This window comes from Kitasatospora sp. NPDC093102 (assembly GCF_040683915.1).
GTDB lineage: Bacteria > Actinomycetota > Actinomycetes > Streptomycetales > Streptomycetaceae > Kitasatospora.
Genome location: NZ_JBFBFA010000025.1, coordinates 47,044 through 60,210 on the forward strand (window position 1 = coordinate 47,044; position 13,167 = coordinate 60,210).

Sequence of the window (13,167 nt, forward strand, 5' to 3'; positions counted from 1 at the left end):
CTACGGAAGGGAGCCAGCGACAGACAGCAGCCGCCTATTCTTCCACACCACCGGCCACGGACCGAAATCGGCCCAGCTGCTCGTCCCAGGCCAGGCCGAGGATGCTCAGCGCCTCCCGCTCCTTCTTGTCGAAGGCGCCGTACTGCCAGCGCTCGACCAGGTCCGGCCGGTTCGCCAGGGTCCGGGCGAAGGCCTGCTCACGGCGCCAGCGGGCGATCCTGCCGTGGTTGCCGCTGAGCAGCACGTCCGGCACCGTCCGGCCGCGCCACTCGGCGGGCTTGGTGTAGACCGGGCCCTCCAGCAGGTCGGCCATCGCACCCGGCGCGAAGGAGTCGTCGCGGTGGGACTCGGCGTTGCCGAGCACCCCGGGCAGCAGCCGGGCGATCGCCTCGACCATCACCAGCACGGCGACCTCGCCGCCGGCAAGCACGTAGTCGCCGATCGAGGCCTCGACCACCGGCATCCGGGTGGCCGCCTCCTCGATCACCCGGCGGTCGATGCCCTCGTACCGGGCGGGGGTGAAGGCCAGCCAGGGACGGCCGGCCAGCTCCTGGGCGAGCTCCTGGGTGAACGGGCGCCCGCTCGGGGTCGGCACGACCAGGGTGGGCACCTGTCCCTCGGGGCCGGCGGCGACCACCGCGTCCAGCGCCTCGCCCCACGGCTCGGGCTTCATCACCATGCCGGGGCCGCCGCCGTACGGGCTGTCGTCGACCGTGCGGTGCACGTCGTGGGTCCACTCGCGCAGGTCGTGGACGTGCACGTCCAGCTGGCCGCGGGCGCGGGCCTTGCCGACCAGCGAGATGTCCAGCGGTTCCAGGTACTCGGGGAAGATGGTGACGACGTCGATCCGCATGCCGCTGGACACGGTGCCTCCCGACACGGCGCCTTCCTCGGCGGTCACTCCGACTCCTCCGTGCCCTCGGTGCGCTCGGTGTCCTCGGTGCGCTCGGCCGAGGAGGTCCCCGCGACCTCGGCCTGCTCCGGGTCGATCAGCCCGGCCGGCGGAGTGATCACGGCGCGCTGGTTCTCCAGGTCGATGGTCGGCACGATCTGGCTCACGAAGGGCACCAGCACCTCCGTCCCGTCGGCCTTCTTGACCGTGAGCAGGTCCTGGTAGGGCAGGTGGACGACCTCGGTCAGCTCGCCGACCGGGGTGCCGTCCAGCAGCACCACGTCCAGGCCGATCAGCTGGTGGTCGTAGTACTCCTCCGGGTCCTCGGGGCGCTCCTCCGGGTCGACCTCGGAGATGAGCAGGGTGCCGCGGAGCGCCTCGGCCGCGTTGCGGTCCTTGACGCCGGCGAAGCGCAGCAGCAGCCGGCCGCTGTGCACCCGGCCGGACTCGATGGTCAGCGGTCCGGCCGACGCGGGGTCGGTGAGCAGGACGGCACCGGGGCCGAGCCGGAGTTCCGGCTCGTCGGTGCGGACCTCGACGCTGACGTCCCCCCTGATGCCGTGGGCACGGCCGATCCTGCCGACGACGAGCTGCACGGTGATCGTTCTCCTGGAGTTCCTGAGCCGAAACGAAAAGCGACGGGCTGCGAAGCGATGATGGGACGGAAATGCGGACGGAAATGCGAAAGGCCGACCGGGACGACATGCGTCCCGGTCGGCCTCACAAGCCCTGACGGCTGAACGAGCAGCAGCGTCAGCGAATGTTGTCCACGTCGACCAGGTCGACCCGGACGTTGCGACCGCCGAGGGCGCCGACCACGGTGCGCAGAGCGCGCGCCGTACGGCCGCCCCGGCCGATCACCTTGCCGAGGTCATCGGGGTGCACTCGCACCTCGATGGTGTTGCCCCGACGCAGGTTGCGCGAGCGCACCTGCACCTCGTCGGGGTGCTCGACGATGCCCTTCACCAGGTGGTCGAGGGCGTCCTCGATCACGATCAGGCCTCGGCAGCGGCGTCGGCCTCAGCCTCGGCCTTGTCCGACTTCTTGGCCTTCGGGGTGATGGCGACGCCGGTGGTGGCGTCCTCGAAGCCGGCGACGGCCTTGGCGAACAGGTGCGAGAAGTCCTCGACCTTCGGCTCGGCGACCTTCAGCGGCTCCGGAGCCGGCAGGCCCTTGAACTTCTGCCAGTCGCCGGTCAGCTTCAGGATGGCGAGCACCGGCTCGGTCGGCTGGGCGCCGACGGACAGCCAGTACTGGGCGCGGTCGCTGTCGACCTCGATCTTCGAGGGGTTGTAGGTCGGCTGGTAGATGCCGATCTCCTCGATCGCGCGACCGTCACGCTTGGTGCGGGCGTCGGCGACGACGATGCGGTAGTGCGGGGAGCGAATCTTGCCGAGACGCTTCAGCTTGATCTTGACTGCCACGGGAGTGGATTCTCCTGGTGTTGACGTGGGTGAGCGGGCTCGCCGTCGCGTGGGGTTGCGGGGCGGACCGTTCAAGGGACACGCCAGCCGTAGGAGAGAGGGGTCCTGCCCGGCTGCCGAGTACTCAGCTGTCCATTCTGCCACACCGGCGGGAATCGCCTGCACGCGGGCCCGGGCGCCCGGTCAGGGCTCGACCGGGAGCCCCCGCTCCCGGTCCAACCCGAAGAAATCACTGCCGTCCTGCTGTACCGCTCACTGTGTGCCGCCCATTCCGGCCGGACCGCTGCCCGCACAGCAGCCCGCCGGGACGTCGACCGACTACGCGATCTTGAACGGCTGCTGGCACGCGCCGCAGACGATGGACGCCTGCGCGAGCACCGACGGAACGACCCGGACGTTGCGCCCGCAACCGCAGACCGCCTTGACCCGCACGCCGCCCCCGGAGGAGCCGTGCCGGGCCGCCGGGCCGCGGAAGGCGCGCGTCGCGCCGTCGCCGGCCACCGCCTCCTGGTGCGCCCCGAGGGCACGGTCCAGGCGCTCGATGGTCTCGGCGTACCGCTCCTGGGTCTCCTTGAGCATGGTCACCTGGGAGAAGCCGCTGCTCGCGTGCGGCTCGACCGGGTGCGCCAGGCCCAGCTCGGAAGCGAGCATCAGGAAGCGCCGGTTGTGGTAGCGGCCGGCGCGCGAGGTGTCCCGGATGTCCCGGGCCGCGGCCAGACCGTGGGCAGCCTCGTGGAGGAGCCGCTCGAAACCGAGCCGCGTCCCACAGGCCGAGGAGGACTCGCCGATCAGTGCCTCGGGCGAGGCGAGGTCGGGAAGGTCCTGGTGGTAGGCCTGGATGTCGCTCCAGGCGGCGGCCAGTTCGGCCGCGAGAACGAGGGGCTGTGTCGTGCTCACGCTAGACCAACGATGGAGTGCGAGCCGATGTTCCGCATGTTCTCGTTCCCGGGGAATTCACAGGGAACTCCCAGGAATGCAAGGTCGCGCGCGAATTGCGCGTTCCGGATCTGACGCAAGACCAACCCCCTGCCGGTTTCGGCCCGTCGCAACGCCGACGGGCCTGGTGAATTCCGTCCGGGGGCGGGCTGTCGCCACCCGGGACGTACGGCCCGTGGGCCTGCCGGATTGACAGGGCCACGGGCCGTACACCGTACCGCTATTCCGTTAATACCGGGAGTTGACCGGCCAGTAGGGATGTCCACCGCACGGGCACACCGGAGGAGTTACCGGATTCTTACCCATCCGCATTCCGGGCAAATGTCGCCGGTGACGGTCATTACCCGCGGACGACGGACGTCCGGCGGACATCCGTGGGGCATCCGCCGAGCACCGAACGGATGTCAGTACGCCCGCGCGACGAGCGCGACATTGCCTTCCTGGTCGTCCGTCTGCGGCACCGAGCCGTCGGCCGCGACGATGCAGCGGACCGTGACGCCCTGCTCGGCCAGCTTGGCCTCGCCCTCCGCGCCGAGCTCGGCCCAGGAGATCCGGCCCCAGCCGGTCGCGGCGGCCTCGATGGCCTCGTCGATGGTCTTGACGTCGACCGTGCGGGACTCGCGGCGCTCGCGGGACTGGCGCAGCAGCAGCGCCTGGTCCTCCTCCAGGATGCCCGGGAGCAGCGCGGCCAGGGCGTCGATGGAGACCGGCTCCTTGCCGCCCGGGATGCGGCGGGCCAGCATCGCGGTGCCGTTCTCCAGGTCGCGCGGGCCGACCTCGATGCGCAGCGGGACGCCCTTGAGCTCCCAGTCGACGGCGCGGCGGCCGAACGGGGTGTCGGTGCGGTCGTCGACCACGACCCGGATGCCGGCGGCCTCCAGCTGGGCGCCGATCTCGCGGACCTTGGCGACGACCGCGTCGTCGCCCTTGATCGCGAGCACGACGGCCTGGACGGCGGCCAGGCGCGGGGGCACCCGCAGGCCGTTGTCGTCACCGTGGGACATGATCAGGCCGCCGACCATACGGGTCGAGACGCCCCAGGAGGTCTGCCAGACGTACTCGCGCTCGGCGCCCTGCAGCTGGTAGGTGGTGTTGAACGCCTTGGCGAAGTTCTGGCCCAGCTCGTGGCTGGTGCCCATCTGGAGCGCCTTGCCGTCGCCCATCATGCCCTCCAGGGTGAGGGTGTTGATGGCGCCGGCGAAGCGCTCCTTGGCGGTCTTGCGGCCGAGCACGACGTCGATGCCGAGCACGTTGGTCATGAAGTCGCCGTAGACCTGGGTGTGGATCATCGACGCGTAGTCGCGGGCGTCCTCGTAGCTGGCGTGGGCGGTGTGGCCCTCCTGCCAGAGGAACTCGGTGGTGCGCAGGAAGACGCGCGGACGCAGCTCCCAACGAACCACGTTGGCCCACTGGTTGATCAGCAGGGGCAGGTCGCGGTGGCTCTGGACCCACTTCGAGAAGTACTCGTTGATGATCGTCTCGGAGGTCGGCCGGACGACGACCGGCTCCTCCAGCTGCTTGCCGCCGCCGTGGGTGACCACCGCGAGCTCGGGGGCGAAGCCCTCGACGTGCTCGGCCTCCTTGGTCAGGTAGGACTGCGGGATGAACATCGGGAAGTAGGCGTTCTGCGCGCCGGCCTTCTTGATCCGCGCGTCCATCTCCTGCTGCATCCGCTCCCACAGCCCGTAGCCGTACGGTCGGATGACCATGGTGCCGCGCACCGGACCGTTGTCGGCCAGCTCGGCCTTGTTGATGAGGTCCTGGTACCAGCGCGGGAAGTCTTCCGCCTGAGGGGTGAGAACGGGTGCCTTAGCCATGGGGCGAATGGTACGGGGCCCGGGGCCCCGGTTTCGAATCGGTATCACCGGACGGGGGCGCACCACCGCGACACGCGCGCACCACCCTGCACCCCTCTGGACGCCGGGCCCGAGCCGCTGTTCGCTGGTGTGGGGCGGGACTTTGGGGGAGCCGTAGCAGCACACCGAAGGACCGGATGGGAGGCCGCCATGGCTTCAGCTCGGACGACCGGCACGACCGCACGACCGACGGGCGCACGCCCGCACCACCCGCAGCCCGGGGCCGCCCGCCCCGCGCGGGCGCGCGACTGGGCGGAGATCCAGGAACGCATGCTGGTGCCGCTCTACGAGGCGGTCTACGACCGGATGGAGGTCGGCCCGGCGAGCAGCGTGCTGGGCCTGGGCTGCCGGTCCGGACTGGCCCTGCTGCTCGCGGCCGGCCGGGGCGCCCAGGTCGCCGGGCAGGAGCCGCGGGACGAGCTGCGCGAACTGGCCCGCGACCGTCGGCTGCGGGTGTGCGCCGAGTCCCGGGCGCCCGCCGCCGTCCCCCGCTCGGCCCATTCGCTGGTGACGGTTTTCGAGCAGCTGCCCGCCGCCGAGTACAGCCCGGTGGTCGCCGAGGCCGCCCGGCTCACCCTGCCCGGCGGACACGTGGTGCTGGCCGCGTGGGGCCCGCCGGAGCGCTGCGAGAGCGCCCCGGTGCTGGACGTGGCCCGGCGGATGGCGGGCCGGACCACCGCACGCGATCCGTTCGAGCTGAGCATGCCCGGCGCGCTGGAGGACCTGCTCGCCCCGGCGGGGCTGCGTCCGGCCGGCAGCGGCCGGGTGAGCTGCCCGTTCGCCTACGCCGACCTGGACAGCGCGGTGCGCGGCCTGCTCTCCACCGGCCTGTTCGAGCCGGCCGAGGAGTTCTCCGGTGCCTCGCTGGTGGCCAAGGAGCTGGAGGAGGCGCTCCAGCCGTACCTGCGTGCGGACGGCTCGGTGCGGATGGAGAACCTGTTCCGCTACCTGATCGCCGAGCGGCCGCGATAGCCGGGCAGCCCCGCCCCGAAAACGCGAACTGCGAACGCGAACCGGAAACGCAAACCGGGGGCGCCCGCCACTACGGCGAGCGCCCCCGGCATCCGACGTCACGCCCGGTCGATCGGCTTCCCGTCGGTCTCGTCAGGCCCATCGGAGCCTTCGGCCCCGTGAGAACCTCCGGAACCCTCGGAGGGCGCTTCCCGCGGCACCCCCGCCGCCCGGTAGGCCTGCTCCTCGTCCAGCGTCTCCGCCTCCAGCAGCGCCGCCGCCAGGGCGTCCAGCCGGTGCCGCTGCTCGGTCAGGATCCGCACCGCGTCGCCGTAGCACTCGGAGACGATCCGCCGGGCCTCCTCGTCCACCGCGTCCAGGGTGGTCGGCGCGGCGGAGAGCCCGTACGCGCCCTGCGGGTCGGAGGGCACCGCGGTGAGCCGGCCGACCCGCTCGCTCATCCCCCAGCGCCCGGCCATCCCGCGGGCGATGTTGGTGACCTGCTCCAGGTCGCTCTCCGCACCGGTGGTGATCACCCCGTAGACCACCTGCTCGGCCGCCATGCCGCCGAGCGCGCCGATGATCCGGCCGCGCAGGTAGGGCTCGGTGTACGAGTAGCGGTCGTTCTCCGGGGTGGAGAGGGTGACACCGAGCGCCCGGCCGCGCGGCACGATGGTGATCTTGCGGACCGGGTCCGCGCCGGGCTGGAGCATGCCCAGCAGCGCGTGCCCGCTCTCGTGGTACGCCGTCCGCTCGCGCTCCTCCTGCGGCATCACCAGCGGCCGCACCGCACCGAGCTGGACCTTCTCCAGGGCGTCCGAGAGGTCCCGCTCGTTGACCGCGTCCTGCTTGCGCTTGACGGCCAGCAGCGCGGCCTCGTTGACCACGTTGGCGAGCTCGGCGCCGGTCATCCCCGGCGTGACCTTGGCCAGCTGGTTGAGGTCGGTGCCGCCGGCCAGCGGGACGCTGCGGCTGTGGATGCGCAGGATCGCCGCGCGGCCCTCCCGGTCGGGCGGGCTGACGGTGATCCGCCGGTCGAAGCGGCCGGGGCGCAGCAGTGCCGGGTCGAGCACGTCCGCCCGGTTGGTCGCGGCGATCACGATGACGCCCTCGGAGCCGCTGAAGCCGTCCATCTCGGTGAGGATCTGGTTGAGCGTCTGCTCGCGCTCGTCGTGCCCGCCCATGCCGCCGCCGGCGCCGCGCTGACGGCCGATGGTGTCGATCTCGTCGATGAAGATGATCGCCGGGGCGACCTTGCGGGCCTCGGCGAACAGTTCACGGACCCGGCTGGCACCGACGCCGACGATCATCTCGATGAACTCGGAGGCGGAGGCGGAGAAGAACGGCACGTTCGCCTCGCCGGCCACGGCCCGGGCCAGCAGGGTCTTGCCGGTTCCGGGCGGACCGCTCAGCAGCACGCCGCGCGGCATCTTGGCGCCGAGCCTGCGGTACCGCTCGGGGTGCTTCAGGTAGTCGACGACCTCGGTGAGTTCGGCCTCGACCTCGTCGATGCCGGCCACGTCGGCGAAGGTGGTGCGCGTGCCCTCCTCGGCGGCGACCGGCTTCGGCGGGGCCTTGCGGCCGAGCGGTCCGCCGCCGAGCCCGCCGGCCATCCGGCGGGCGAGCAGCACCCAGATGAAGACCAGCAGCAGCATCGGGGCGAGCGAGAGCAGCAGGTTGGTGAGGAAACTGCGCTGCTGGACCGGCGAGGTGGCGGTGACCTCGACGCCCTGCTGCTGGAGGGTGGCCCAGAGGTTGTCGCCCGCGAAGGACGGCCGCTGGGTGTCGAACTCGGTGTAGTCGCCCTTGCCGCCGTCCGGCTTGGGCTGGGCCGACTTGAGGGTGCCCTCGATCGCGTCGCCCTTGGCGTAGATCTTGGTGATGTTGCCCTTGTTCAGCTGGTGGTTGAACTCGGTGTACGAGATCGTGGTGGCACCGGCGGGGCCGAAGAACGACAGCAGCAGGTCCGAGATCAGGAACACCACGAGGGCGGTGAGGGCGAGGCCCACCCAGCCGCCGGGCATCCGGCGCTTGGGCGGCGGGGGCGGGGCACCCTCCGAACGCCAGGGCTGGTCGGGGGTCTGACGTGGCGGCACGGGTTCGGTCACCCATCGGACAATACGGACAGGTGCTCGGACGAGCCAATCGCAACGCCGCGCCCGGGCCCCCGTCCGCCCGCGCCGACCCCTTCCACCAGCGGCTATGCCGTCGTACCGGGCCACTCCTCGGCGGTCAGCGCGAACCGCTCGTGGTCGCGCCACTCCCCCTGGAGGAACAGCATCCGCGGGGAGAAGCCCTCGTGCCGGAAGCCCAGCCGCCTGGCCATCGCGATCGAGCGCTCGTTCTCCGGCTGCACGTTGATCTCCAGCCGGTGCAGCCCCAGCCCGTCGGCCGACTGCGGGGCGAAGCAGCGGTCCACGATCAGCCGCATGCCCTCGGTCATCCGCCCGGTGCCGTTGAACGGGAGGTACGAGTCGTAGCCCAACGTGGCGTTGCAGAAGCGGCTCATCACGATGTTGGCGACGTTCACCTTGCCGACCAGTCCGCCGGTCTCCCGGTCGAGGATCAGGAAGGTGTGCAGCCCGGGTCCCTGGCGCTTCAGCAGGTCGGGCAGTCCGTCCGGCTCGACCGGGTTCCACTGTCCGATGTGTTCGGCGGACCGCCGGACGGCCTCGGCGTACGCGCCCGTGTCCTCGGCCCTCGGGGCCCTGATCATCACTCGCATGCCCCCATCATCGGACATGCGGTCGGCCCGCCGCCCGGAGATGCCGGACGGCGGGCCGACCAAAATCGATCAAGACCGATCCCTGTCGATCAGAGGGTCGCCAAGGATCGACCAGGGGTGATCGCAGTCAATCAAGCACTACAGCATGTCCTTGAACTCCTTGGGCAGCTCGAAGTCGGCCGGGCCCTTGCCCGCGCCGAGGCCGAACGCGCCGCCGTCCGCCGGGGCCTGGCCGGCGCCCGGGCCGAGCGCGCGGCGCTGGGCGGCCGCGGCCTCCTCCTGCGCGCGCTTCAGCGGGTTGCCGCTCTTGCGCTTGCCCTTGGCCTGCGGAGCCTTCTTCGCGGACTTCTTCCCGCCGCCGCCCATGCCCGGGATCCCCGGCATGCCGGGCACACCCTTGCCGGAGGCCATCGCGGACATCATCTTGCGGGCCTCGAAGAACCGCTCGACCAGGTTCTTCACCTCGCCGACCTGGACCCCGGAGCCCTTGGCGATGCGGGCCCGGCGGGAGCCGTTGATCAGCTCCGGCTCGGCGCGCTCTCCCGGGGTCATCGACTTGATGATCGCGCCGACCCGGTTGACGTCCTTGTCGTCGATGTTGTTGATCTGGTCCCGGATCTGCCCCATGCCGGGCAGCATGCCGAGCAGCTTGGAGATCGAGCCCATCTTCTGGACCTGCTCCAGCTGGGACAGGAAGTCGTCCAGGGTGAACTGCTTCGGGCCGCCGCGCAGCTTGGCGGCGATCTTCTCCGCCTCGGCCTGCGAGAAGGTCTGCTCGGCCTTCTCGATCAGCGAGAGGACGTCACCCATGCCGAGGATGCGCGAGGCCATCCGGTCCGGGTGGAAGGCGTCGAAGTCGTCGACCTTCTCGCCGTTGGAGGCGAACATGATCTGCCGGCCGGTGACGTGCGCGACCGACAGGGCGGCACCACCGCGGGCGTCGCCGTCGAGCTTGGAGAGCACCACACCGGTGAAGTCGACGCCGTCGAGGAAGGCCTGCGCGGTGGTGACCGCGTCCTGGCCGATCATCGCGTCGACGACGAACAGGACCTCGTCCGGGTTCACCGCGGCGCGGATGTCGGCGGCCTGCTGCATCAGCTCGGCGTCGATGCCCAGGCGGCCGGCGGTGTCGACGATGACGACGTCGTACTGCTTCTGCTTGGCGTACTCGATCGAGTCCTTGGCCACCTGCACCGGGTCGCCGACGCCGTTGCCCGGCTGCGGGCCGTAGAAGGCCACGTCGGCGCGCTCGGCGACCACCTGGAGCTGGTTGACCGCGTTGGGCCGCTGGAGGTCGCAGGCGACCAGCAGCGGGGTGTGCTTCTGCTTCTTCAGCCAGTGGCCGAGCTTGCCCGCGAGGGTGGTCTTACCGGCACCCTGGAGACCGGCGAGCATGATCACCGTCGGGCCGCTCTTGGCGAACCGCACCCGGCGGGTCTCGCCACCGAGGATCGCGATGAGCTCCTCGTTGACGATCTTGATGATCTGCTGCGCCGGGTTCAGCGCGCCGGAGACCTCGGCACCGAGCGCCCGCTCCTTGACCTGCTTGATGAAGGCCCGGACGACCGGCAGCGCGACGTCCGCCTCCAGCAGCGCGATGCGGATCTCGCGGGCGGTGGCGTCGATGTCCGCCTCGCTCAGGCGGCCCTTGCCCCGGAGGTTCTTGAACGTCGCTGCGAGGCGATCGGAAAGGGTGTCGAACACGTCGTCGCGGGTCCTCTGCGGCATCGGTATCGGTACGGTCGTCGCCCCCCAGGGTATCCGGCCGCCCCGGGTACGGTCTCCACCCCCGGTCGGAACTCCTGTCCGCACCCCGGCCCGCGACCCGGTCCACGCCCCTCGTCCGCGCCGCTGCCCGGCCCCGGACCGGCCCTGCCCGGCCCGCCGCTCAGCCCAGCGCGGCCCGGACCGCCGCCGCCACCTCGCCGGCCCGCCGGGCGGTCAGCGGACTTCCCGCCTCGTCGGTCAGGTAGAACGAGTCGACGGCCTCCGCGCCCAGCGTGGAGACGTGCGCGGTGCGCACCCGCACGCCCGCCCCGTCCAGCGCCCGGCCGATCCGGTGCAGCAGGCCGGGGGCGTCGTGCGCGCGGACCTCCAGCACGGTCGCGCTCTCCGACGCCACCGCGGGCGCCACCGCGACCAGCGGCGGCGGGGTGGGGACGCCCCGGCGGCGCGGGGCGGCGGCGTCCCGCTCGGCGAGGCGGCGGGCGACGTCCAGCGAGCCGTCCAGCGCCCGACGCAGATCGGCCCGCAGCCGGGCCGCCTCCGGCAGCTCGCCGTACTCGGCCGCCACCCGCCAGGACAGCAGCAGCACCGGCCCGGCGCCCACCGGGTCCAGCTCGCGCAGACCGGCCGAGCGGACGGCCAGCCGGTGCAGCGCGAGCACCCCGGCGGCGGTGCCGAGCAGCCCGGGGCGGTCCGGGACCGCCAGGTTCAGCTCGACGCCCATCGGCTCGGCGCCCGGGGACGCCCCCTCGGACCGGGCCCGCAGCGACAGCGCCGGCTGCCCGGTGCGGGCCGCCTCGACCGCGAGCCGCTCCTGCTCGGCGGTCGGCGCCGCCTCCGCCGGCGCGGCGCCCGCCCCGGCCAGCCGGTCCGCCGCCCGGGCCACCAGGCCGTCCACCAGCGAGGCCCGCCAGCCGCTCCACGCGGCCGGGCCGGTGGCCAGCGCGTCCGCCTCGGTCAGCGCGTGCAGCAGCTCCAGCTCCGGCAGGGTGGTGACCACCTTGGTGATCGCCTCGACGGTGGCCGGGTCGTCCGGATCGCGCCGGGTCGCGGTGTCCACCAGGGTCAGGTGGTGGCGGACCAGCACCGCCAGGGTCTCGGTGTCCTCGGGGCCGAAGCCCATCCGGGGGGCCAGGTCGCGGACGATCACCTCGCCGGCCTCGCTGTGGTCCCCCGGCCAGCCCTTGCCGATGTCGTGCAGCAGCGCGGCGACCAGCAGCAGGTCCGGCCGGGCCACCCGGCGGGTCATCGCGGCGGCCCGCACGGCCGTCTCCACCAAGTGCCGGTCCACCGTCCAGCGGTGCACGGCGTTGCGCTGCGGACGGCAGCGCACCCGCTCCCAGTCCGGCAGCAGTCGGCGGACCAGACCCTCTGCCTCCATCGCCTCCCACACCGGGACGGCCGACTCCCCCGCGCCCAGCAGGGTGACCAGCTGCTCGCGGGCCTCGTCCGGCCAGGGCACCGGCAGCGGGCGGCACTCGGCGGCCAGCCGGCGCACCGTGGCGTACGAGACGGTCAGTCCGTTCTGCGCGGCGGCGGCCGCGGCGCGCAGCGGCAGCACCGGGTCGGCGGCCGGGCGGGCACCCTGGGCGAGCACCGCCTCGCCGTCCTGCTCGACCACGCCCTCGGCAAGCGGCCGCCGCTCGACCGCGCCCCGGGCCACCGCACCGGTGCCGCGTCCGGAGCCGGCGAACGGGATGCCCGGCCGGCGCACCCGCCGACCGCGGCCGCCACGGGCCGCGAGCACCCGGTCCACCGCCCGCCACGTGACGTCGCCCGCGTACGCGATGGTGCGGGCGGCCTCGTAGACCCGGCGCAGCAGGGTGTCGGCGTCCAGTACCCCGAGCCGCTCGGCGACCTGCTCCTGGTCCTGGAGGCTGAGCCGGTCGGTGGCCCGGCCGGTGGCCAGGTGCAGCGCGTCGCGCACGTCCGCCAGCCGCCGGGCGGCGGTGTCCAGGCCGTCCCGGGGCGCGTCGGCCAGCCAGGTGGCGGCGATCGCGTCCAGCACCACGACGTCGCGCAGGCCGCCGCGGGCCTCCTTGAGGTCCGGCTCCAGCAGGAAGGACAGCTCACCGTGCCGTTCGGCCCGCTCGCGGACCAGCTCGCGCAGCTCGGGCAGGCGCGCGGGGGCGCTCGCACGCCAGTCGGTGAGCACCGCGGAGCGCAGCGCGTCGGTGAGCGCGCGGTCCCCGGCGAGGTGGCGGGCGTCCAGCAGGCCGAGCTGGGCCTTGAGGTCGCCGGCGGCGACCGTGCGGGCCTGCGCGACGGTGCGCACCGCGTGGTCGAGCTTGGCGCCCGCGTCCCAGACCGGGTACCAGATCCGCTCGGGCAGTTCCCGGGCGACCGGGCCGTCGTGCAGCAGCAGGACGTCCAGGTCGCTGCGCGGGGAGAGCTCGCCGCGCCCGTACCCGCCGACCGCGACCAGCGCCACGCCGGGCGGGGCACCGGCGGCCGCGAGCAGTCCGGCCAGCCAGTCGTCGGTGAGCCGGGCGAGCGCCCGGCGGCGGGGGCGGCCGCCCGGGCCTGGGCCGGCGAGCAGTGCGGCCCGGGCGGCGGCCCCGCCTGCGGGGTCGAAGGGGTCGGCGGGGTCACCGGGGTCGGAGGGGCTGGTCTCGGTGGTCATGCGCGTGGGTCCCGTCCGTCGTGCTGGTGAACCGT

The 13,167-nt window shown here is 72.9% G+C and carries 11 protein-coding genes; 1 reads left to right on the forward strand and 10 read right to left on the reverse strand.

Annotation, left to right across the window (positions count from 1 at the left end):
* Nucleotides 1–34: 34 nt before the first annotated feature.
* The 6 genes from trmD to proS form a co-directional block, all read right to left on the reverse strand.
* Nucleotides 35–853 (reverse strand): tRNA (guanosine(37)-N1)-methyltransferase TrmD, encoded by an 819-nt coding sequence (gene trmD / locus AB0O11_RS26320; protein ID WP_363391823.1) that lies wholly within the window; start codon nucleotides 851–853, stop codon nucleotides 35–37.
* Nucleotides 854–897: 44 nt separating this feature from the next.
* Nucleotides 898–1,488, reverse strand: coding sequence for a ribosome maturation factor RimM (rimM, locus tag AB0O11_RS26325; RefSeq protein WP_363391745.1), 591 nt, complete (start codon nucleotides 1,486–1,488; stop codon nucleotides 898–900).
* A 157-nt stretch (nucleotides 1,489–1,645) separates the two neighbouring features.
* Nucleotides 1,646–1,885, reverse strand: a complete 240-nt coding sequence (locus AB0O11_RS26330; protein WP_030056773.1) for an RNA-binding protein — start codon at nucleotides 1,883–1,885, stop codon at nucleotides 1,646–1,648.
* Nucleotides 1,886–1,887: 2 nt separating this feature from the next.
* Nucleotides 1,888–2,316, reverse strand: a complete 429-nt coding sequence (gene rpsP / locus AB0O11_RS26335) for a 30S ribosomal protein S16 (RefSeq protein WP_196946892.1) — start codon at nucleotides 2,314–2,316, stop codon at nucleotides 1,888–1,890.
* Nucleotides 2,317–2,634: 318 nt separating this feature from the next.
* Nucleotides 2,635–3,213 (reverse strand): hypothetical protein, encoded by a 579-nt coding sequence (locus AB0O11_RS26340; RefSeq protein WP_049650398.1) that lies wholly within the window; start codon nucleotides 3,211–3,213, stop codon nucleotides 2,635–2,637.
* A 443-nt stretch (nucleotides 3,214–3,656) separates the two neighbouring features.
* A complete protein-coding gene (proS, locus tag AB0O11_RS26345; protein ID WP_363391749.1) occupies nucleotides 3,657–5,069 on the reverse strand; it encodes a proline--tRNA ligase in 1,413 nt (470 codons plus the stop codon).
* A 189-nt stretch (nucleotides 5,070–5,258) separates the two neighbouring features.
* On the opposite strand from proS, the gene AB0O11_RS26350 reads away from it, so the two are divergent.
* Nucleotides 5,259–6,080 (forward strand): SAM-dependent methyltransferase, encoded by an 822-nt coding sequence (locus AB0O11_RS26350; RefSeq protein WP_363391751.1) that lies wholly within the window; start codon nucleotides 5,259–5,261, stop codon nucleotides 6,078–6,080.
* A 98-nt stretch (nucleotides 6,081–6,178) separates the two neighbouring features.
* On the opposite strand, the gene ftsH is transcribed toward AB0O11_RS26350, so the two are convergent.
* The 4 genes from ftsH to AB0O11_RS26370 all read right to left on the reverse strand — a co-directional run bounded on the left by ftsH (nucleotide 6,179) and on the right by AB0O11_RS26370 (nucleotide 13,132).
* Nucleotides 6,179–8,167, reverse strand: coding sequence for an ATP-dependent zinc metalloprotease FtsH (gene ftsH, locus AB0O11_RS26355; RefSeq protein ID WP_363391753.1), 1,989 nt, complete (start codon nucleotides 8,165–8,167; stop codon nucleotides 6,179–6,181).
* 92 nt (nucleotides 8,168–8,259) lie between these two features.
* A complete protein-coding gene (locus AB0O11_RS26360; protein ID WP_363391755.1) occupies nucleotides 8,260–8,784 on the reverse strand; it encodes a GNAT family protein in 525 nt (174 codons plus the stop codon).
* 138 nt (nucleotides 8,785–8,922) lie between these two features.
* Nucleotides 8,923–10,488, reverse strand: coding sequence for a signal recognition particle protein (gene ffh, locus AB0O11_RS26365; RefSeq protein ID WP_363391825.1), 1,566 nt, complete (start codon nucleotides 10,486–10,488; stop codon nucleotides 8,923–8,925).
* 184 nt (nucleotides 10,489–10,672) lie between these two features.
* Nucleotides 10,673–13,132, reverse strand: a complete 2,460-nt coding sequence (locus tag AB0O11_RS26370; protein ID WP_363391756.1) for a [protein-PII] uridylyltransferase — start codon at nucleotides 13,130–13,132, stop codon at nucleotides 10,673–10,675.
* Nucleotides 13,133–13,167 lie beyond the last annotated feature (35 nt).